Origin of the sequence: Amycolatopsis antarctica, assembly GCF_002262875.1 — a bacterium.
In the GTDB taxonomy this organism is placed as follows: domain Bacteria; phylum Actinomycetota; class Actinomycetes; order Mycobacteriales; family Pseudonocardiaceae; genus Amycolatopsis; species Amycolatopsis antarctica.
Map to the genome: position 1 here is coordinate 118,946 of NZ_NKYE01000018.1, position 20,582 is coordinate 139,527.

At 69.5% G+C, this 20,582-nt stretch carries 20 protein-coding genes; 7 read left to right on the forward strand and 13 right to left on the reverse strand.

Annotation, left to right across the window (positions count from 1 at the left end):
• Positions 1-56: 56 nt before the first annotated feature.
• The 4 genes from CFN78_RS24130 to CFN78_RS24145 are packed head-to-tail and all read right to left on the reverse strand — an operon-like array spanning position 57 to position 2,281.
• Positions 57-983, reverse strand: coding sequence for a cytochrome c biogenesis CcdA family protein (locus CFN78_RS24130; protein WP_094865218.1), 927 nt, complete (start codon positions 981-983; stop codon positions 57-59).
• Entirely contained in the window at positions 980-1,570 is a 591-nt protein-coding gene (locus tag CFN78_RS24135; protein ID WP_094865220.1) for a TlpA family protein disulfide reductase, read from the reverse strand. Before CFN78_RS24135 ends, CFN78_RS24130 begins: the two co-directional genes overlap by 4 nt.
• Positions 1,571-1,573: 3 nt before the next feature.
• Complete coding sequence (locus CFN78_RS24140) at positions 1,574-1,891, reverse strand: hypothetical protein (protein ID WP_094865222.1); 318 nt, start codon at positions 1,889-1,891, stop codon at positions 1,574-1,576.
• Between the two features lie 21 nt (positions 1,892-1,912).
• The gene (locus tag CFN78_RS24145) at positions 1,913-2,281 is read right to left on the reverse strand and encodes an ArsR/SmtB family transcription factor (protein WP_378438415.1); all 369 of its coding nucleotides are present in this window, start codon (positions 2,279-2,281) and stop codon (positions 1,913-1,915) included.
• Positions 2,282-2,383: 102 nt separating this feature from the next.
• On the opposite strand from CFN78_RS24145, the gene merA reads away from it, so the two are divergent.
• The 7 genes from merA (at position 2,384) to CFN78_RS24175 (ending at position 7,996) form a co-directional block, all read left to right on the forward strand.
• Positions 2,384-3,772 (forward strand): mercury(II) reductase, encoded by a 1,389-nt coding sequence (gene merA / locus CFN78_RS24150; protein WP_094865224.1) that lies wholly within the window; start codon positions 2,384-2,386, stop codon positions 3,770-3,772.
• Positions 3,773-3,798: 26 nt separating this feature from the next.
• A complete protein-coding gene (gene merB, locus CFN78_RS24155) occupies positions 3,799-4,440 on the forward strand; it encodes an organomercurial lyase MerB (RefSeq protein WP_094865227.1) in 642 nt (213 codons plus the stop codon).
• 49 nt (positions 4,441-4,489) lie between these two features.
• A complete protein-coding gene (locus CFN78_RS24160) occupies positions 4,490-5,845 on the forward strand; it encodes a dihydrolipoyl dehydrogenase family protein (RefSeq protein WP_094865229.1) in 1,356 nt (451 codons plus the stop codon).
• A 135-nt stretch (positions 5,846-5,980) separates the two neighbouring features.
• Positions 5,981-6,217, forward strand: coding sequence for a hypothetical protein (locus tag CFN78_RS28870; protein ID WP_133116452.1), 237 nt, complete (start codon positions 5,981-5,983; stop codon positions 6,215-6,217).
• A gap of 81 nt (positions 6,218-6,298) precedes the next feature.
• Entirely contained in the window at positions 6,299-6,559 is a 261-nt protein-coding gene (locus tag CFN78_RS30385; protein ID WP_420807921.1) for a phosphoadenosine phosphosulfate reductase domain-containing protein, read from the forward strand.
• Positions 6,560-6,646: 87 nt separating this feature from the next.
• Positions 6,647-7,540 carry a DNA-processing protein DprA gene (locus CFN78_RS24170; RefSeq protein WP_094865235.1) on the forward strand — a complete coding sequence of 298 codons (894 nt, stop codon included), beginning with the start codon at positions 6,647-6,649 and terminating at the stop codon, positions 7,538-7,540.
• A 180-nt stretch (positions 7,541-7,720) separates the two neighbouring features.
• Positions 7,721-7,996: a helix-turn-helix domain-containing protein gene (locus CFN78_RS24175; protein ID WP_009155720.1), complete on the forward strand. Its 276-nt coding sequence runs from the start codon at positions 7,721-7,723 to the stop codon at positions 7,994-7,996.
• 91 nt (positions 7,997-8,087) lie between these two features.
• On the opposite strand, the gene CFN78_RS24180 is transcribed toward CFN78_RS24175, so the two are convergent.
• The 9 genes from CFN78_RS24180 to CFN78_RS24220 all read right to left on the reverse strand — a co-directional run bounded on the left by CFN78_RS24180 (position 8,088) and on the right by CFN78_RS24220 (position 20,192).
• A complete protein-coding gene (locus CFN78_RS24180) occupies positions 8,088-9,041 on the reverse strand; it encodes a M23 family metallopeptidase (protein WP_094865237.1) in 954 nt (317 codons plus the stop codon).
• Between the two features lie 6 nt (positions 9,042-9,047).
• Positions 9,048-10,082: a replication-relaxation family protein gene (locus CFN78_RS24185; protein WP_094865240.1), complete on the reverse strand. Its 1,035-nt coding sequence runs from the start codon at positions 10,080-10,082 to the stop codon at positions 9,048-9,050.
• A 63-nt stretch (positions 10,083-10,145) separates the two neighbouring features.
• Positions 10,146-12,647, reverse strand: a complete 2,502-nt coding sequence (locus CFN78_RS24190) for a type IV secretory system conjugative DNA transfer family protein (RefSeq protein WP_094865242.1) — start codon at positions 12,645-12,647, stop codon at positions 10,146-10,148.
• Positions 12,648-12,689: 42 nt separating this feature from the next.
• Positions 12,690-13,529, reverse strand: coding sequence for a GP88 family protein (locus tag CFN78_RS24195; RefSeq protein WP_094865244.1), 840 nt, complete (start codon positions 13,527-13,529; stop codon positions 12,690-12,692).
• Positions 13,530-13,615: 86 nt separating this feature from the next.
• The gene (locus CFN78_RS24200; RefSeq protein WP_094865247.1) at positions 13,616-15,526 is read right to left on the reverse strand and encodes a VirB4 family type IV secretion system protein; all 1,911 of its coding nucleotides are present in this window, start codon (positions 15,524-15,526) and stop codon (positions 13,616-13,618) included.
• A complete protein-coding gene (locus CFN78_RS24205) occupies positions 15,523-16,689 on the reverse strand; it encodes a PrgI family protein (RefSeq protein WP_094865249.1) in 1,167 nt (388 codons plus the stop codon). The genes CFN78_RS24200 and CFN78_RS24205 overlap by 4 nt, the downstream gene beginning before the upstream one ends.
• Positions 16,686-18,854: a TrbL/VirB6 family protein gene (locus CFN78_RS24210; RefSeq protein ID WP_094865252.1), complete on the reverse strand. Its 2,169-nt coding sequence runs from the start codon at positions 18,852-18,854 to the stop codon at positions 16,686-16,688. The genes CFN78_RS24205 and CFN78_RS24210 overlap by 4 nt, the downstream gene beginning before the upstream one ends.
• Positions 18,855-18,858: 4 nt before the next feature.
• Complete coding sequence (locus CFN78_RS29325; protein ID WP_165777685.1) at positions 18,859-19,188, reverse strand: pilin; 330 nt, start codon at positions 19,186-19,188, stop codon at positions 18,859-18,861.
• A gap of 173 nt (positions 19,189-19,361) precedes the next feature.
• Positions 19,362-20,192 (reverse strand): hypothetical protein, encoded by an 831-nt coding sequence (locus tag CFN78_RS24220; protein WP_240519665.1) that lies wholly within the window; start codon positions 20,190-20,192, stop codon positions 19,362-19,364.
• Positions 20,193-20,582: the final 390 nt, after the last annotated feature.

A 20,582-nucleotide genomic window follows, 5' to 3' on the forward strand; every position in this document is an offset into this window, starting at 1 on the left:
GCAGCTGACGCTGTGTTCAGGAGTCACGGCGAGAACGACGGGTCCCCTCCGGCTGGTCAGTTGCTGCGGTGTCCAGGTGTCTGGTCCATGGTTTCTTCGAGGTGTGCGTTGGGTGTGCAGCAGTCCTCGGCGGTGGCGGTGGTGGTGTGGCTGCGTCGGCGTCCGGCGAGGGCGGCGATGGTGGTGGCGAGGATGAGGCCGAGCGCGGTGATGACGATGGCGAGTTGGTGTCCGGTGATCCACGCCGAGACGGTGCCAACGATGCCGGTGAGTGCCCCGGTACCGGGGTGTCCGCCGAGTAGTTGCGGCAGCCAGTACAGGAGCAGGTAGCCGCCGGAGAGCGCGAGGACGGCACCGGTGATGCGTTTCATGTGGGGCAGCAGCCGTCGGAGGAAGCGGTTGATCAGACTGCTAGCGAACGCGGCGAACAGCGCCAGCGACAGCAGCAGGGTGGCCGAACCAGCGGCGTAGGCACCGAACACGACCAGGACACCGGAGATGTTGGTACTGGCCAAGGCTTGCGTGACCACCGCGAGCAGCAGCGCGAGCGTGCAGGAGGCCGAGGCCAGCGCGTACCCCGCGCCCAAGGCCACCATGCCCCTCGGGCCTTGACGGGGGGTGCTGGAGCGGCGGGTGGGTAGCCGCAGCGGCAGGTGCCATCCGGCGACCATGGCCACGCCGCCTACGGCCAGGATCGCGCCGAGCGCGGCGGCCAGCCACGGGATGACGCCGGTCAGGGAACGCAAGCCGAGGGCGAGTAGTAGTCCGATGACGGTGAAGGTGCTGGCGAACCCGGCGGCCAGCGCGAGCCCGGCGCGCAGGCCACCGGCCAGCCGGGACACAGCGCCGGGACGCGCGTCCGCCTGGCCGTCGCCGGTGTCGACGGCGTAGGTGAGGAAGGCGGGCAGCACGGCGAACCCGCAGGGGTTGACCGGGGCGAGCATCCCGGCGCCGAAGGCGAGCGCCAGCAGCGGGCCGGTCACTGGCTCACCTTGGCCAGTTCGGCACGGATCTGGTCGGCGGTGGGCTCGACAGCGCGGAACACCGGTTTGCCGGAGGCGTCCAGCACGACGGCGGTGGACAGCTGGGTGACCTGGTAGGCGCTGATCAGGGTGGCGTTGCTGTCGCTGGCGTAGGCGAGGCTGGTGGCCTGGTTGGCGGTGAGGAAGTCTGTGATGTCCTGCTCGGTTTCGCCGGGGTCGACGTCGATGGCGACGAAGTTCGCCTTCGTGCCGACGGCCTGCTGGACCTGGGCGAGGGTGTGGGTGGCCGGGCCGCAACTGCCGCACCCGATGGAGAAGAAGAACAGGACGCTGGGCCGCGAGCCGGGCACCGCGACCTGCTCGCCCTGCAGGGTTCGGGCGGTGAACGCTCCCGCCGCGGCGGTGGTCCCGGCCTTCGCACTGCCGTCGGCAGCGGGTGGGGAGGTGGTCTGCTTGCTCGACGGGGACAACGCCGAGTACAGCACGGCGGCGATCCCGACGACGGCGAGAACGGCCAGAGCGATCGTGACCGGTCGCCGGCGAGAACGCGGCGCGGCAGGTCCGGTCGGGGCGGGTGCGTCAGGCATGGGTCAGAACTCCTGGTTGGGGTGGGAGGGCTCGTGGGGCCGATCGGACTGGTCGCGGGCGGGTGGCACGGGCGGGCAGCACGAGTCGTCTCGGGTGGTGGCGTGTCGGGTGATACGACGGCGTGCGAACCACGCCGCCGCGGCGAGGACCACCATGACGGCGGCGCCGATGACCCAGGGGTTGCCCAGTACCGAGCCCAACGCGCCAAGAGCTCCGGCGGCGATCAGCACCGGCAGGCCGCAACACACGATGGGGAGCAGCAGGAAACCAGCGGTGGCGAGCGCGGTGCGCTTGCCCTCGGAGCCGGGGTTGCTCGACATGGAGGCGGTCTCCTCGGCTGGTCAGGCGTTCGGGGCGGTGATGCGCATGCACGCGGCGAGGGCGGCGGCGTTGTCCGCGGCCAGCGAGCGCGCCAGCAGCACCAGTTCCGCGACGCGGGGGTCGGTGACCCGGTAGTAGGCGAAGCGGCCTTGGCGGCGCAGCTGCACGTAGCCGCAGTCGGACAGGCAGGCCAAGTGACTGGACACCCGGCCCTGGGACAGGCCGATGTGCGTGACGCATTCGCCGACGGAGTGCTCCTCGTGCAGCAGGAACTCCAGCAGTCGCAGCCGTGCGGGGTCGCCGAGGGCGCGGAAGAATTTCGCCATCATCTGCACCCCGTTCGGCTCGGTGGGCAGCAGCGTGCTGCTGCGTTCGGAAGCGTCGGCCACGGTCGCCGTCCTCACATCGAGTGTCTGTCGTATCCGGATGTACGAATCTGAGGTTAGCATTTATGCATCCGGGAAGACGAATGTGTGAGTGGGAGGAGATCGATGGTGCGTTACGACCTGGCGGTGATCGGTTCGGGCGGGGGTGCGTTCGCGGCGGCGATCGCGGCCCGTGGCAAGGGCAAGAGCGTGGTGATGATCGAGCGCGGCACCGTCGGCGGCACGTGCGTCAATGTCGGGTGTGTCCCGTCGAAGGCGCTACTGGCCGCGGCCGAGGCCCGCCATGGGGCGCTGGGCCAGCACTTTCCGGGGATTTCCACCAGCGCGGGCCCGGTGGACGCCGCCGCGCTGATCGGTGGCAAGGACACGCTGGTGGCGGGGTTGCGGGCGGAGAAGTACGTCGACCTGGCCGCCGAGTACGGCTGGGAGATCCTGCCCGGCGTGGCCCGGTTCGTTGAGGGACCGGCGCTGGAGGTGGACCTGCACGACGGCGGCCACGTCCGGGTCGAGGCCGAGCACTACCTGATCGCCACCGGCTCCACCCCGCGTACCGAGGGCCTCGACGGAGCCGACCGGGTGGACTACCTGACCTCGACCACCGCGATGAAGCAGACCGAACTGCCGGAATCGCTGGTCGTCGTCGGCGGCGGCTACGTCGGGCTGGAGCAGGCGCAACTGTTCGCGCACCTCGGTGTCCGAGTGAGCATCGTGGGCCGCTTCGCCCCGCACACCGAGCCCGAACTCGCTGGCCTGCTGGCCGGGGTGTTCGCTGACGACGGCATCGCCGTGATCGCCGAGCGCGCCACCCAGGTTGAGGCCGATGGTTCGGGCGTCGTCGTCACCGCCGGTCGGCAGCGAGTGACTGGCCAGCGGCTGCTGCTCGCGACCGGGCGGAACCCGGTCGCGACCGGTCTCAATCTCGACGCGGTGGGCGTGAAGACCGGGCCTCGCGGGGAGGTGGTGGTCGACGAGCATCTGCGCACCGACAACCCGCGCGTCTGGGCGGCCGGGGACGTCACCGGGCACCCGCAGTACGTCTACGTCGCCGGGGCGCACGGCAGCGTCGTGGTCGACAACGCCTTCGACGACGCCGGGCGCACACTGGACTATCACCACCTGCCCGCGGTCACCTTCACCACACCCAGCCTCGCCTCGGCCGGGCTGACCGACGTCCAGGCGGTCGAGCAGGGCTATGCCTGCGAGTGCCGGGTGCTGCCGCTGGAATACGTGCCGCGGGCGCTGGTCAACCGCGACACCCGCGGCGCGATCAAACTCGTCGCCGAACAAGGCTCCGGGCGGTTGCTCGGCGCACACGTGCTGGCCGCCGGCGCAGGTGACGTGATCGCCACCGCCGTCTACGCCCTGGCCAACCGGATGACCGTGCACGAGATGGCCGGCCTGTGGTGCCCCTATCTGACGATGGCCGAGGGCCTCAAACTCGCCGCCCAAACCTTCACCCGCGACGTGGCCAAGCTCTCCTGCTGCGCCTCCTGAAACCCGGCCCTGGAAGGACTGACTCGATGCCAAAGGCCCTGAACACCATCGCGTCCACTATGGACAATGTCTTCTCGCGGCAGGACAGCCCGGCTGGATGGCTGTGGCAGCCGCTATTGCGGCTACTGGCCCGTGGCGAACCCGTCACGATCGCCGACCTCGCGGCTGCCACCGGCCGCCCCGGTGACGAGGTTGCGCAAGCGGTGGGCCGGCTGCGCGACACCGAATACGACGACGCCGGACGGATCGTCGGCTATGGCATCACGCAGCGCCCGACGCCGCACCGTTTCACCGTCGACGGCCACCAGCTCTACACCTGGTGCGCCCTGGACACCCTCATCTTCCCCGCCACCCTCGGCCGATCCGGCCAGGTTGAATCCCCCTGCCACAGCACCGGTGCGCCGATACGGCTCACCGTCGAGCCCGACCGAGTCAGCGATGTCGAGCCCGAGACCGCGGTGGTCTCCATCGTCACGCCTGACGACTTGGTCTCGGTGCGGGCCTCGTTCTGCAACCACGTGCACTTCTTCGCCGACGCCGACGCCGCGGCGACCTGGCTCGCTGAGCACCCCGGCGGATCGGTTCTCCCGGTCGCCGACGCCTATCAACTCGGCCGGCGACTGGACGCCGCTCAATCCGAGGAGCCCGAGTCCGGAGGGTGCTGCTGACGCCCACCTTCGCCGCCCGAACCATCAATGCCGAGAAGGGACACCCACTGTGAGTACGGACTTCGATGTGATCGTGATCGGCGCCGGTCCGGGCGGCGAGACCGCGGCCTCCCGCCTGCACGCGGGTGGACGGCGGGTCGCGTTGATCGAGCAGGAACTGGTCGGCGGGGAGTGCGCCTACTGGGCGTGTATCCCATCCAAAACCTTGCTGCGCCCGCCCGAGGCCCGCGCCGAAGCCGCGCACGCGGCCGGCCTGTCCACTCCGACGCAGGACTGGGCGGCGCTGCGGGACTACCGCGACTACATGATCCGCCACCTCGACGACACCGAGCAGGTCACCGGATACGAGAAGCAGGGCGTCACCGTTGTCAAGGCCACCGCGGCCCTGGTGGGCCGGGACCCATGGCGGGTGCGGGCCGGTGGCCGCGAACTCACCGCCGAGCACGTGGTGATCGCCACCGGCTCCGACGCGATCCGCCCACCCATCGAGGGCCTGGACGAGGTCAGTGTATGGACCAACCGGGAAGCCACCACCCTGCGCGAGATCCCCGAGCGGGTCGTGATGATCGGCGGCAGCGCCGTCGGGATCGAACTCGGCCAGTTCCTCGCTCGTATGGGCGCCCAGGTCACCCTGATCCAGCGCGGCGACCGGCTGCTGGACCGGGAAGACCCCCGCGTCGGGGACATCGTCGCCACCCACTTGCGCGCCGACGGCATCGACGTCCGTCTCGGCCGGCAGGCCACCGCCGCGCGCCGCGACGGCGCCGATACGGTGATCGACCTCGACGACGGCGCCACCGTGCGCACCGACGTCGTCGTGCTCGGCGCCGGACGCCGCCCCCGCACTCACGGGCTCGGCTTGGAGACTGTCGGGATCGCACCAGACCCGCGCGGCGCGTTGAAGGTCGACGAGCACTGCCGCGTCACCGCCGGCCTGTGGGCGCTCGGCGACGTCACCGGAGTCGCGCTGTTCACCCATGTCGCCATGTACCAAGGACGGATCGTGGCCGACAACATCCTCGGCACACCCCGCCATGCCACCTACAGCGGCATCCCGCGCGTCGTGTTCGCCCAACCCGAGATCGCCGCTGTCGGCCTGACCACCGACCAAGCCCGCCAGCGTGGCCTCGACATCGCCACCACCGAACTCGACCTCGCCCAATCGATCGCGCGGCCCTGGACCTACGAAACCGACCCCGCCGGCACCCTCGGTCTCATCGCCGACCGCACCCAGCGGACGCTCATCGGAGCTTGGGCCATCGCACCCCAAGCCGGGGAATGGATCCACACCGCCGCGCTCGCCATCCGCGCACAGATCCCGATCGACACGCTGCTCGACGGCGTCGCCCAATTCCCGACCTACACCGAGGCGTACCTCGCCGCCCTCGAACAGCTCGACCTTTAGACCACCTAGCGCTCCCGCTGAGGGGTCCGCCTTGCGTTGCGGGCAACGGCCCGAACGTCGCGCGTTCGACCGCGGTCGCATCGGGCTGGCGCCGCATCCTTGGCTGGCCATCGCAGCAACCGCACCTTCACTGTGGTGGGAGCCGAATCCGACCAGCCGGACACCGCAGGCACGGTCAACGACGGCTTGCCTGACCTGGCCGGGAGCCGGCAGTTAACGTTCGTCGTCGCGGTTTCGGCCCGCGCGACTTGCCAACTGGTGACCTCGCCAACTGCGCGCCAGGACCTGCTCGTTAAGTCACACCGCTTTGTAACGGCCGCCGACCGGCACGCCTTCACGCTTGGTCACTGCACCGAAGGGCATTCGTCCTGACTAAATAGTGCCCGGTAGCAGCAGGCGAAGCTGAGCCGGGACAACGGCGCGAGCAGCGGTCGGCGCGAAGTCTGCACGTGGCTGCCCATCCACGAGTGGGCCGAAACGGAAGTATGGCAACACATTCGCGCTAGCGGTGTGCCCTACCACCCCGCTTATGACGCTGGAATGACCCGGTTGTCGTGCTCTCTGTGCATTTTCGGGAGCAGGGCCGATCTCCTGCGGGCCGCCCGCCTTCGGCCCGACCTCGCGGCCGAGTACGCCCGGGTCGAGGACGAGATCGGTCACCGGTTCCGCAACGACCTGTCGATGGCGGAGATCATCGCAGCCGCAAATCCTTAGTGGACTGTGCCTGTTTTGTTTGGCCTCCCGAGATCCGATAGCCCGCTATTTGTGTCATTAACTCTGAGAACGAATGAGGTCTTTGCCATGCCAGCATCCGATGACATCGTCCGCGCGCGACTGTTCTTGATGCGCGCGACTGAGCCACCCACGCAATCCGTCGGCGCCTACACCGCGGTTCACGGACCCGTGGACGCCGCCGACCGCATCCGCGCCGGTTGCGCACCCCCTGCGGTACTCGCCGAAGTCGTCCAGCCCGAGCCCGACCTCCGCGGCGACCTCGCCGCACTCGAGGCGGGTCATGCCAGGCTGCTCACCCCCGAGGACGACGACTGGCCGAGCGCGGCGGCCCACGGCCTGGCCACGTCCGGCACGGGAGCACCGCTGGGCCTGTGGGTGCGCGGTAACCCGCTGCTCGGAGTTCTCACTGCTGGCCCGGTGGCTGTGGTCGGCTCGCTGGCGGCCAGCCCGTACGGGGAGCACGTCGCTGCCGAACTCGGGCGAGGCGTCGCCGACCGGGACATCGCCGTCGTCAACGGTGCCGGGTTCGGGGTCGAAGCGCACGCGCTGCGCGGTGCCCTGAGCACCTCCGGACACGGCCGGTGCCTCGTCGTGCTGGCGTGCGGTATCGATATCGAGTACCCCGCCGACCACGGCCCGCTCTTGCGGGAGATCACCGACTCCGGCGGCGTCCTGGTCACCGAGCATCCCCTCGGCACGAAACCTCGCCGCACCCGTGCCTACGCCCGGCAACGCCTGGTCGCCGCGCTGAGCGAAGCCACCGTGATCGTCGAGGCCGGCCGACGCAGCCCGGCCCTGGCGGTAGCGCGTGCGGCGTCGAGGCTGGGCCGCCGCGTCTACGCAGTCCCGGGACCGGTCACTTCGGCGAAGTCTGCCGGGACCAACGAGCTGCTGCGCACCGGGATGGCCACCGCCGTCACCTGCGCCGACGAGGTCACCGCCACCCGCGGACTCCGATGACTCGCCGGAACCCGTTGGACCAGGTCAGCAGGGTGTCGTGACCAGGAATCGCTGGTCACGACACACCCCTGCTGACCGCCGGGCTGTCTCGGTAAGGTGTCTAGGGCGACACGGCGGCAAACAGATGGTCAGCCAAGCCCAGAGATCGGCCAACCCTGGCCACGCGAGAGAGGGCCGCAGATGGACAAGGACGAGCACATCGCGCAGCTGCGCGCCCGCCGACACCGCGTGGAAGCGATCGAGACCACGTTGGAGAGCATCCGGGACGTGGAAAGCTCGCTGCAGGAGATGAAAGAGATCCTGTCCAAGCAGCTGAAAGTCGAACGCGCCGAACGGCTCGCCGACATCCGGGAAGCAGACAAGGCCGGTGTGCCGAAGACCAGAATCTCCAAGGAGGTCGGCCTCAGCCGTGCGAACCTCTACAACCACCTCAAAGGCACTCCGGCCGACGAGTAGCCGGACTCACGCGTCTGGACGATTGTCGGAGACCAGGGTCATACGTCGGAACGCCACGAAGGCTCTTCCCGGGCGACGCGGCTGTGCGCGCCTATCGGCAGAGCTGGCCTCCTCGCTGCCGGTAGAACTCGACAGGGTCGACGGCTTGGCCGTTGGCCTCGATCTGCAGGTGCAGGTGCGCTCCGGTGGAAGCCCCTCGGTTTCCGACCGCGGCGATGGGCTGGCCGGCCTGAACGGATTGTCCTTCGCGGACCAGATTGTGGTCGTTGTGGCCGTAGATTGTCACGATCCCGTCCCCGTGCTGGATGCGTACCCACAGCCCGTAGCCGGACGCCGGGCCTGAGCTGATCACCGTGCCGGAGTTGGCTGCCAGGATCGGCGTGCCGATGGGTGCACCGATGTCGAGTCCTTTGTGGAATTCGCTGCCGCGGTACCCGAATTTGGACGTGCAGGTGCCGCTCGTGGGGGTCGTCCAGCCGCCGGTCGTCGCACTGGTCGTGCAGGTGGCGCCTTGGACGGCCCCGACGATCTGGCGCGCTGCTGGCTCGAATTTCGCGTAGCGGTCGGGAAAGCCCGATCGCTGTACGGTCTGGGCGGCCACGGTGACCGGCATGTTCTGCCAGTTCGGCAGTGCCAGCAGATGCCGGTAGAACTGCTCGCTGCTGTAGGTGGGGTCCATGATCTGTGCGACCGTTCCCCAGCCTTGCGAGGGCCGCTGCTGGAACAGGCCGACACTGTCGCGATCGCCGTAGTTCAGGTTCTTCAGTTGCGACTCGGTCAGCGCCGTGGCGATCGCGACGACCCAGCCCTGTTCGGGCACGTTCATCCGTTTGCCGACAGCGACGATCGTCGCCGCGTTGCCCATCTCCTGCGGTCCGTATCCCGCAGCCGAGGTCGCGCTCGCCCCGGCGGGCGCACAGTTGAGGCCACCGGCGGAGCTGCTGGAACTGCCGAACACGGCTTGGACCACAGCGATGGCGCCGCCGCCGATGAAGAGAATGAGCACGACGACGAACCCGGCACCGGCGGCGGCCACCTTGCCCATGGCGCATCACCTCCACGGACGCGCAGGGGCGGGCGGGGGCATCGGGTTGGGCGGGGCCACCTCCGGACGTGCGGTGGCGGGTGTGGCGGATGCCGGGCGCTGCGCACTCCCGGGGGCCGAGGCGCGCAGGTCCGGCCAGAGGGTGGGCAGGTCAGCCAGCGCCACGCGACCGGCGGCCCCGGACTCCTCGAGCCGTCGCCAGCGCGGCGCGGCCATATCGAGTGGGTCCGCCGCGGCCTCGCCGCTGCTGGTCGCGACTGGGACGCGTGCGGGCCGGTCGAGACCGCGCAGCGCCTCGGCCATCGCCCTGCGTGCGTTGGCCTCGCGCCGGGCGCTGGGCAGCCACACCAGCACGGGTGTGGTGATGCCCGTGACCTCGGCGAGGCGTTCGTAGCGGGCGAGCTTGCCCGCCAGGCGGGACAGCTGCTCGGTGCCGAAGTCGAACTCCACAAAGAACTCGGCCTCCCGGCCGGCCTCACGCCAGCGGCCGTAGCCGTCCGGGGTGACGATGTCGCCCCAGTGCCGGCCGCACCGGGCGGCCGACCACCACGCCGCGAGCACACCAGCGGCACCGGGTTGACGTGCTCGGCGGATCAGGGTGGTGAACAGTCCGTTGCAGCCCACGGTGTGCGCCAGCTGTAGCGAGAACGCGCGTCCGATCTCGCGTTCCCGGCTGTAGCCCAGTTCCTTGGGATCGATGCCGTCCTCGCGGGCCAGCGCGACGGCCCCGGCGGTGTCGAGGACGTAGTACATCGGGTGCGAGCCGCGGTCGCGGTGCGGCTGGAAGCGGTGCAGCACGCCCCACTGGTAGAGGTTTCGCAGGCGCAGGTTCGCCCCGCGGCGACCGGTGAAGGCGATATCGATGATCTGGGTGCTGGTGAGCACGTGGTGCTCGAACAGCATCCGGCACAGCCACCGATCGCGGTCGGTGAGATGCCGGGCCAGCCACGCGTGGTGCTCGGCCGAGTTGAGCACGCGCGCAACAGGTCGTTCCGGTCGATGTGCCCGCAGTTGTCGCTGCGGGGTGGGATTGCTCACCATCGTGCACCTCCAGTACGGCAGGACGTGAGAACGCCCTGCGGGCAAACGGAAAGCTGGGTGGGGTCAGGCCGCGCGGCGCGGGTCGAACGCCACCGGCTGGACGTTCTCGGCCGGCTCGGGCGTGCTGGGAGGCTCGGTGTTCACGAGTGCGAGCCGACGTATTTCCTTGGCGCGTCCGGGGATCGCGGGCGGGAGTTTCTCGGTGACCGCGGTGAACGGGGGAGCTTCCTCGCTGTCGAGCACCAGTCGCGCGGCGATGTGGAACCGGCCGAGGTTGGCGAGGTCGTGTTCGGAGAGCCGGGGCGCGGTGTGCCGGGACAGGTCCCGGGCGTCTTCGGGCGACGCCGAGAAAATGATCTTCGAGCGGGCGTTGGTGCTGATGCCTTCCTCCAGTTCGCGTGGGAGCTGGCGCAGGTATTGGTGGGCGAGCGTCATCGACATGCGGTAGCCGCGGGCTTCGGCGAGCATGTCCTCCATCGGGTACGCCAAGTTGAGGAAGTTGTGGCACTCGTCGATGTAGAGCGACGCGTCGTGGCGGTCGCGTTGCGGTATCCGGGCGCGCCGGGTGGCGGCTTGCCAGGTGCGGGCCACGACGATCGAGCCGATCAGCCGCGCGGTGTCCATCCCGAGGGCGTCTTTGCCCAGGCGCACCAGGCAGATTCCGCCGTCGAGCACCGCGTCCATGTCCACTGTGGACTCGCCACCGGCGAGGGATGCCCGCACGAATGGCCTGAGTAAGAGGCCGCGGAGTTTGTTCATCAGCGGCGCGACGACCTGTGCCCGGCTGGCATCGGACAGATCGTCGTACCAGTGCCAGAAGCCGGTCAGGACATCGTCGGAGATCTGTTCGAGCGCACGCTGCCGGAAGGCGGGCACCGTCAACAGTTTCGGCAGATCGGTCAGCGTGGGCGTGCCGGGCAGCTCGCGCAGGGTCAGCAGCCCCGAACGCAGAATGTCCTCGGTGCGCGGTCCCCAGCTGGAGGCGTAGACGTGGGAGAAGATCGAGACCAGGTTGTCCACGGTGCGGGCGGTGTCGTCGCCTTCGAGCGGGTTGAGCACCGGCGGGCGGGAGCGGCTGTCGGCGTCGAAGAGCACGACCTTGTCCCCGAGCCGCGAGGGCAGCCGCATCAGGGTGTCGGCGACCAAGTCTCCCTTCGGGTCGATCACGACCAGGCCGCGGCCGGCGGCGGCGTCGTCGAGGATCATCCGCGCCATCAGCTCACTCTTGCCTGACCCGGTCGCACCCAGGATGTGCAGATGATGACGCGCGTCGGCCACGCGCAGCCCGACCGGCCGGGAGTGGCCGGAGTCGGTGATCCCGATCGGTTTCACTCCGGCGCCCTCGGTGGCGATCCCCGGTGGCGGCGGCACAGCCTTCGCCCCGGCGCGCTGCAGACCGGGCACGGCCTCGTCAGTCGGTACGTGTGCGAGCGCGGCCAGTTCCGGGATCGAGAGCAGATCACCGGCGGCCAGACGCCGTTCGGCCACGGACTGGACCGGGTTGATGAGCCGGACGCGACGGTAGTAGTTGTGTTCGCTGTAGGCCGCGAACGCGCTGGCGATGGCATGGCCGCGTCCGCGCAGGTGCTCCCGCACCGGGCCCCGCTCCGCGCTGGTCGCCTGGTCGTCGACCAGGGTGGCCACGGCGTACCGGATGCGGGTCTCGTACTGGGAGCTGCGCTGCTTGGCCACGATGACCCGGTCCTGCGCCGAGGTTTCCAGCGAGGTCTGGTGATCGACGACCGGCTTCTTCGCGGTCGCGTGGGGCTTGCGCGATCCGGTGTGCGGCGTGATCAGGTCCAGCAGGCGCCCGGCCAGTCGGACCGAACTGCCGGCGCGGACCCGGCGGGCGGCTCGGCGGGCTTGACGGACACGCGCGCCGGTGACCGGGCGCGCGAGGATCTGCACCACGGCACGTTCGTGGGTGGCCATGCCGACCGGGGCGCCCAGCAAGGCGCGGACGGGATCAGCGGGGAAGTCCGACCGGATGGGCAGCGCCTCGCTGCGGGCCAGGCGCAGTTCGCCGCCCACGGCCTCGACCGCTTTCCCCGGCGGGTTGGATAAGGGGATCGGCGGCTTGGCCGGGGCAGTGCGGGTGTGCGCGCCGGGCCAGGCAGCCTCGATGGCGCGCTCGGCCATACCGGGCGGCACGACGCCCGGCAGCCACAGCCGTAGCGCGACCCCGGCGTGGGAGAACACGTACTCCCATACGATGTGCGGCTGGCCGTGCACCCGCCGTTTCCATCCGGACCGCAACAGCCCAACCAAGTTGGAGTACAAGGCCGCCGCGCCGTCCGGATCGACCGTGGGCGGAGCCAGCACCGTGACCACCCGGGCGTCGGCGGCCATCCGGTCATGGCACCGGCGCGCCCACCACCGTCGCCCGACCACGACGCCCGCCACCACAAGCGCCACGGCCGGCCCGACCAGTGGCCCCCAGGACAGCGCGAATTCCCGCAGCGCCGCGACGACAGCGCGCACGGCGGCACCGGGATCGCGCAGATAGTCCTGCAATGGCGGCGCAAGCGTCCTCGCCGAAGTGGCAACAGACTGAATGGATGACATCAGAAATCCCCTCTCACAAGGAAAAGGCGAAAGGACGCCGATTCAGGCCGCGTATCGCTCGGCCTCGTCCGCGCTCCGCTGGCCTTCCGACATTGGGGTAGAAGCGGATGAGTTGTTAGGCACGAGACGCAGATGACGACGCCGCTTGCGTGCCCGTTCGGCGTCGATCTCGGCCTGCCACTCCGATAGTCGCCGTCCGCCCATGCGCTTGAGGAACTGTGGGATGCGGTTCGCGGGCACCCCGACCAATCGCGGGCCGAGTACGGCGAGTAGATCCGAGGCTTCCTGCGACGACCACCCGGGGGCCTTGGTGATGGCGTCGTCGTCGGGAAAAACGTCGGCGACCCGGTCACGGTCGGGGTCGATCAACGCATCCTCGCGACCGCCATAGCTATAGACCCACAGGAAGTTGTCGGGTGGGTCGGGTTCGATCAGCCGCTTGAACCGCCGAACTTCCTTGGTATAGGCGTAAAACGTCACCTGTGGGCAGGCACGCATCACTCGACACCACGCCAATGTGTAGGCGTCGCTGAAAAAATCGCCTGCGTCGTGCACCCTGACAAATTTCCCGTTAAGGCGCGGTGCCGACAGTTCGCGGATCATCGCCTCTGTCCAGCCGGGAAGATCGTCCACCACGTATGCGAGATTGGCGGTATGCTTGGCTTTGACGGCGGGGAAGAGATAGGTTCCGTTGCGCGCGTAGCAGATTTGCGTGCACGCGCTCGCCGCCGGGCAGGTCACCTGCGTCCGTCCGTCGGGCAAACGGGCGGCCAGTGCAGGCAGAGTCCAGTTCCAGACACCGATCGCGCGCATCTCCCGGTTCTGCGTCAGCAACCGGGCCGGTCGCGCCGGAACCGTCGCCACCTGGGCGGAAGAAGACATACGACACCTCGCAAAGGAAAGTCAGGCGGATACAAGAAACAGGCGGAAACGGTTGTGGTTGACGAGATCCGCAGCGGTGGGGCGGGTTATGCGGCGCTGTCGAGGTCGACGTGACCGTCGACGTCCGCGTCGAGAGCCAGCTCGGCGTCGTGAACGCCTAGGTCCACAAAGGCACCGTCGTCCGTGCTAGATTCGTGGTCCGCGTACTGCGCCAACTCGGCCGGATCTGTTGTGATGAGCGCGTTTTCCTGTGGAGACGCCAGCGATTGAAACGCGACTCTCTGTGTCCCGGTCGAGAGCAGACCCTGTCCCTTGTCCGCGGAGATCAGGAACTGTTTCTCGCCTTCGGACAGGTTGAAGGTCGCCACGATCTCCTCGATCGCTTGGGGGGCTTGGCGTAGGAGGATCTGCGTAGCGGCGTTCGCGATGATCGCCTTGCCCAGGTCTGTCCCGAGGACGTCGCCGACATCTTGGGTCGCGATCGTCAGACCGGCCCAGTGTTTCCGGGCTGCTTTGGCCATGCGGTGCAGAAATCGCGCCCCGGCGGGGTCTTGCATGAGCAGCCATGCCTCGTCGACCGTGATCAGCCTCGGGCGCCGGATGGCCGGGTTGGACACCCGCCGCCACACCGTGTCCAGCGTGAGCAGTGTGCCGATCGGCCGGAGTTCGTCGGGCAGGTCACGCAGGCTGAACACGGTGAGGTGCCCTTCGGGTCTGGTGGTGGTGGGCCCGGAGAACATGGTGGAGAACGCGCCCTCGACGAACGGGTGCAGCCGGGCGCCCAGGTCCGCCGCGACCGGGTCCGCGGTGCCGGTGAGGACCGCGGCGAGATCGGCCAGTAGCGGCGCCTGCCTACCCCAGGTCCGTGGGTCGCTGGTGATCCCCGCTTGCTGGTAGGTGGCCATGATCGCCCGGTCGAGCACGGCGCGTTGCTGTGCGGACAGTTCGGTGCCGAGCAGCACCCCGATGACGGTGTGCAGAAACAGCGCCCGGCGCGTCAGAGCATCCTTGGGAGCGGTGCGGCGCCCGTCCGGCCTGATGGCGATCGGCAGGTCGAACGGGTTGATGCGGACGTCGGCGTCGCCGAGGTGGATGTAGGTGCCGCCGATGGCCTCGCCGAGTCGTCGGTACTCGTCTTCCGGGTCGATGATCGCGACCTCGACTCCGCGGTAGAGGCTGCGCAGGGTTTCCAGCTTCACCAGGTAGGACTTGCCCGCGCCGGAGCGTCCGAGCACCACCGCGTTGTAGTTGTCCGCGGAGAAGCGATCCCAGTGCACCAAACCCTGGCTGCCGACGTTGAATCCGTACAGCACGCCGGCCGGTGCGGCGACACTGGTCGGGTCAGCGGGCGGCAGATCGGGGCTGGTGAAGGGAAACGCGGCAGCCAGCGCACTGGTGTCGAAGGTCCGGCGCATGCCGATCAGATCCAGCGCCAGCGGCAAGGTAGCCACCCAGCCCTGCAACGACCGGTACGTGGTCGGCTGCGCGTTCATCAACAGCGACGCCGCGAGCGCCCGCACCGCGGCCACCTGCTCGCCAAGTTCGGCTTCGCTGGTGGCGTGCACGGTCAGATACAGCCCGAGCCGGTAGAGCTTCCCTTCGCCTCTGGCGACGCGGGCCGAGAGGTCGTAGGCGTCCTCGGTGGCGGCCTCGACCATCGGGTCCAGCAACCGCCCCTTCTCACTGGTGTGCCGTCGCCCGGATTCCAACTTGGACAGCTGGCGCTTGAGCCGGTTGGCGGCGGTGACCGGGTCGATCGGCTCGATGTGCAGCGACACGTCGACACGCCCGGGGTAGGACAGCAGCGGCTGCAGCCACCCCGCGTGGACTTCACGGGGATAGCCGGTGATCGCGAAGGAGGAGACCCATTCGCCGCCGATCTCCAGGTGCCGGGGCGCGACCGACAGCGAATCCGGGGTGAACGCACTGGCCCTGCCCACCGGGGCGTTCGCGTGCTGCGTCCCGCGACCTCGGGTACGGCTGAACTTCCTGCTCATAGGTCCCCGCCCTCCCATTCATCCAGGGCCGTCGATTCCGGCGACGCGTTCTGGCCGCGCCAGTCCCGGCTGGCCGTGTTTCGGTGATGGACTGGTGGCTCGTTGTCGAGGTCTGCGGCGGCGGTGGTGATCACCTCGTCCGCGCCGGCCAGACCCGCCGAGGGCGGGATCAGGCTGTCCGGGTTGCACGCGGTGGCCAGCACGGCGGTGGCCTGCCCGGCGTCCAGAGGTGTGATCGTGATCCCGGCCGGGGAGAGCAGTTCGGTGGCTTCGCCCAGCCGCCGCACGAGCCGGGTTTCTGCCGAGCGCCGTGCGGTCTCGGTGACCTCGCCGTCCCGGCTGCGGGCGCGCCGCGCCCGCAGTGCGGCGAGCGGGGAGGCGCCGCCGAGCCCGTCGGTCGGCCCCGTCGCCCGGATTGGCTCGCGTAGCACCAGCAGCACCTGGCGGCGCAGCAGATCGGTGGAGCGGCGCAACTGGTCCAGGTAGGTTGCATGCTCCCGCGCCGCCGCTTCGAGCATCGGATGCGGCAAGCCGGGCGCTGCCTCGCGCAGGTCGCTGATCTGTCGGCTCAGGTCGAGGCGTTCGGCCCGGATGAGCACCTGCACCGGAGCGGAGATCGAGTGCAGATACCGGCCGAAGCTGGCGACCAGCGCCTCCTGCTCGCCGGGGGTGCGGAGCGCGAAGTTGACGGTCGAGGCCACTGCGACCATCGCGACCCCGTCGGGGCCGAGGTCGACGACACCGGCTTCGGTGACTCCTTCCGCGGGCAGCCGCAGCGCCGCCGGAGACACCTCCGATGCGCTCGCGGCACCGGTGGCATCGGTTGCGGTGATGCTGCTGGTCAGCCATTCCGGCGCGGGCTGCACCCCTTCGGGAGCGGCGACCCGGCGGCGGGGTTGCAGGCGCTGGCGAAGGGCGGCGAGCAGGAGCCGGTCCAGGCTCATGCCGTCGCGCTGACCCAGCGCCAAGACCGCCGCCGTGACCCCGATCGGAACAGCGACGATCAGGAAGACCGGCAGCGGCACCACGTTGCGGGCCAGCGTCCAGGCGCCGTAGAGCACGATCCCGGTCACCGTGAGGATCGCCAGCTGGCGAGCGGTGAGATTGGCCAGGACGCGATCCTCGCGATCGACATCAGACGGTATGCGCACGGGCTGGGTCATGGCTTGTCACCTCCACGGGGCGGGGCCTTCGGCACGGATTTCGGCGGCGCCGGTGGCGGGGTCGGCGCTCGGAACGTCACCGGCGGCACCGACGGCGTGCGCGGGCGGGCGTCTCCGATGCGCGGTTCCGGGTGCGCGGTCCGGAACACCGGTGCGGCGGGTGGCGCAGTCGCGGGCGTGACCGGCCGGGACACGTGGGACGGTTCCGGCGTCGGCGGCTGGAACCGCAAGTGCGGCGGAACCGCTGCCACCGCGACCGGCCGCACAGGTGAACCTCCGGTGCCCGCGCGGCCCTGCGCACCGGGAGCTTGGAATCTGGGCGCTGTCGCGGCCTGCCTGCGCCGTGCGGCGGGTGGCGGGACCGCAGTAGCGGGCTTGGATGCGGAACTGAATTCGGGCATGACGGGTCCTTGGTTGGCCGGGGTGACGGCCGGGTCGTGGGTGGTCTCCTGTGGACCGGGCTGCAGAAACTCCGGTCGCTGCGAGGGCGGGCGCGGCTGCTGGGCTGCACGGGCGCGGTCGGCGTCGTAGGCCGCCTGCAACCGCTTGTTGACCGCCTCCGGTGTCGGCGCGATCCGCGGCTGAGCGGGCCACGGCGGATCGGCAGCGGCACCGCCGCGGCCCCCGCCGCCCTTACCGCCTTTTCCGCCACCGGCGACCGCTCCGGCCTTGCCCAGCCCGCCGGACTTCCCGGCGACCATCCCGAACGTTTTCGCCGCGATGTAGGCCTTCGCGAGCCCGCCGAGGAAGGAACGGCCGCTGCCGATCTTGGTGGCCGAGAGGAACCAGAACGGGATCTTGAACAAGATGTAAAACAAGGCGATCGCGGCGATGAGCATGCCCAGCGCGGACAACGTCGAACCGAACAAATGCACCCCGCCGGCCAGGAACGTCCGCACGGCGGTGATCAGCACCAGCGACTGCGCGACCTGGATCGCCAGCGTCGCCCCGAGCGCCTTCCACCACCACCGGGCGATGCCATCGGTGTGGGGCAGGCAATGACACATCAGAAACAGCGGACCCGTGATGATCAAGATCAACGTGATGACCACGCGGACGACGTAGACGATCAGCAGGGCGATCCCGACGACCACAAGCACCAGCGCCAGCAGGATCATGAAGAACCCGCCGGATACCGCGCCCTCGACCGCGTCTTTGAGCGTCGACCCGAGCGACGGCGGATTCACCCCGTCGCCGAGAACCGCGGCGGAGAGCGCGTTGGCCAGCCGGATGAACTTCTCGGCGAAGAACAACGACAGCGCGGAGGCGAGGAATCCGATCGGTATCCGCGGGCCGATCTCCTTGATCGAGTATCGGCTCTGCACCGTCTCGTGGGACATCACCACGATCCCGGCGATGAGGATCAGCATCCCGTAGCAGGCCAGCACGATCTGCCACGAGTTGTCCCACAGCTCACCGACGCCGGGCAGCTGGTCCAGCGTCGGCGTGGTCAGCGCGGTGTGGCCGAGCAGCTCCAGGATCGGTGATAGCGCGGCATTGACCAGATCCTTGAACACACCGTTGATCGCCTTGGCGATGCAGCCGGTGATGTTGGTCAGCCCGCAGTCTGGATCGCCGTTTCCCGTGCTGGGACCGCCCGGCTGCGGACTCGTGCTCGGTGTCGGGGTGGGCTGCGGGATGCAGTCCTCACCCGTGCACGGTGGGTTCGCGCTCGCGCTCGGCGCGGTGGTCGGGCCACCGGGTGTGCACCCGATCTGGCCGGGGAAGCAACTCGTCGGCGGCGGCAGCTCGGTGATCGGAGGCAGCGGCGTCGCCGGGACCGACGGGCGCGGCGAGCCGGTCGGAAAGTGACACGTCGGGTCCGGCGAGTTCGGGGCACACGAGCTACTGGGGTTGGGCGGCAGCGGCAACGGTGGCGGCGGTTGCTGAGCCGCGGGCTGCGCCATCGCCGCCTGCTGGGCATCGGACTGCTGGGGCGTGCCGGGCGAGGCCCACGCACCGACAGCCAGCACACCGCCGAGCACCACGGTCAGACTCAGCGACAGCAGCCACACCAGCCGCCGCCGGGAACCACGGCCGGCGCGCTGCGGGGCGGGTGGGGCGAGCAGGACCCGCTCCCGGTGCACCGGGTCCGCCGGGCGTGCGCCGGTGCCGGGCTCGCCGCGATCGGGCTCGGGCACGCGAGGGTGTCGGGTCGCGGTCATGGCCTCAGGCCCCGACAATCCCGCGCAGGATTTCCACCACGAGCGGCGCCAGCGCCGCCAGCCCGTAACCCCACCCGGCGCTCTTGAACGACTGCTTGGCCTTCTCCACTTCCCCGGGGTCACCGGCGGCCATCAGGTACCGGACGCCGCCTACGGTAAGGAACACCGTCGCCAGCCCGGCGAGGATGCCGACCAGCCAGTTGCGGATGTTGTCGAAGACCTGCCCGACGCTGCTCGCGATCGCGAGAACGTGTGTCGAGGCCTGCGCCGAATCCGCGGTGAGCGAGCTGAGCAGGACAGCGCCGAGCACGGCGAAGGCCGCCGAGCGGGTCACCGCGCGGCGCACTGGGCGCGACTGAGAGGTCCGATGATGTGGACGCGTGGGGTCCGTGTGTGTCGTCGGCCGTGAGTGGCTGACGACACACACGGCAGGCAGGTTCTGATCGGATGCGCTCGACACGGGCGAGCGTGTCGGCGCGGTGGTGTGCTGGGTCTGGGGATGGGGTGTCACGCGCATCGGCGCACCTCCGAAGTCGGCTCGTGCTCGGCGGTACGCGGAGAGCCGGGTGTGGTCTCCCCGCACCCCAAGAAGCCGGATTTCGGGTCGTTTTTCGACACCGCCCGTGACGATTTTTTGAAATCGGTCGGCCAGCCATTGCGCAGACGGCCACTCACAGCGCGTGACAAGCGCGGCTTTTCCTCGGCGGGAGCGTCCGGTGAGTCGACGACCACAGCGGCCACAGCTGCGTTGGCGACGGGGTCTTCGGAGTCGGTGTCGGCGAGCTGATCGCGCAGCCACGTGACGAGTCGGTCTTCGGCTCGATCACGAACCTTGAACGCGGTCTTCAGCGCGGTGCCGTGGCGTTGCGCCCAGTCGGTCACCGAGGTTTCGCCGAGCCGGGTCGCCGAGATCAATTCCGCTTCGGCGGGGGTAAGAATCTGCTCACCGACCGCCCGCGCGAGCACCAAGTCGGGGTGCCCGTACGGCGGCCGCGGCGCCGCGGAGTGAAAGCCCGAGCCCGCCGGCAGCGGAGCGTCCAGAGACGCTTCCAGTGCCGCGTGCCCGGCACGACGAGCGGCGAAGTGCAGCCTGGCGATGATGCCGGGATCGGTCAGATCCACCGTCGCCAACGCGTGGACGAATCCGGCGAGTACAGCCGCGTGGACATCTGCGCGATCGAGCGGATACCGCGCCGCCAGCCACCGGGAACTCGAGGCGAGCGACGGCAGTGCCATCCCGACGCACGCGACTGTCCACGCGCCCCCGTGAGCGCGGGAACGCAGCACTAAATGCGCCCACACGTCGTCCTGGGTGCGATGCGGGCACTGCTTGCTCATCACCCGGTCTCGCAGCTCGTCCAGCGGTACCGGACGCCGCGGCAATCCGGCGAACTGTGCCCCGTTCACGGCCATCGGCTTCGGCCCGGTGACCAGCCACCCGAAGGCGTCGCGCGCGGTGTCCAGCGGGAGCCATTCGTGCCCGTCGTGATCGGTCCGGATAGGTGCGGACACAGTGTCGTCGTTTGTCATTGATGTGCTCCTGACTGGAGTTGGTGAATCAGCTCCGTCAGGACGCCAGGGCGGCGACAAGAAAAGGACAAGAAAAGAACAAGGATGATCTTCTTAGTAGGCGAATACGGCTACTAAAGCGGAAATCTTGAAGGATTCAGCACCTGCAGGTGGGTCGTGATGCCACGGTGGTGTCCACGACCGCTTTAGTAGCACTTG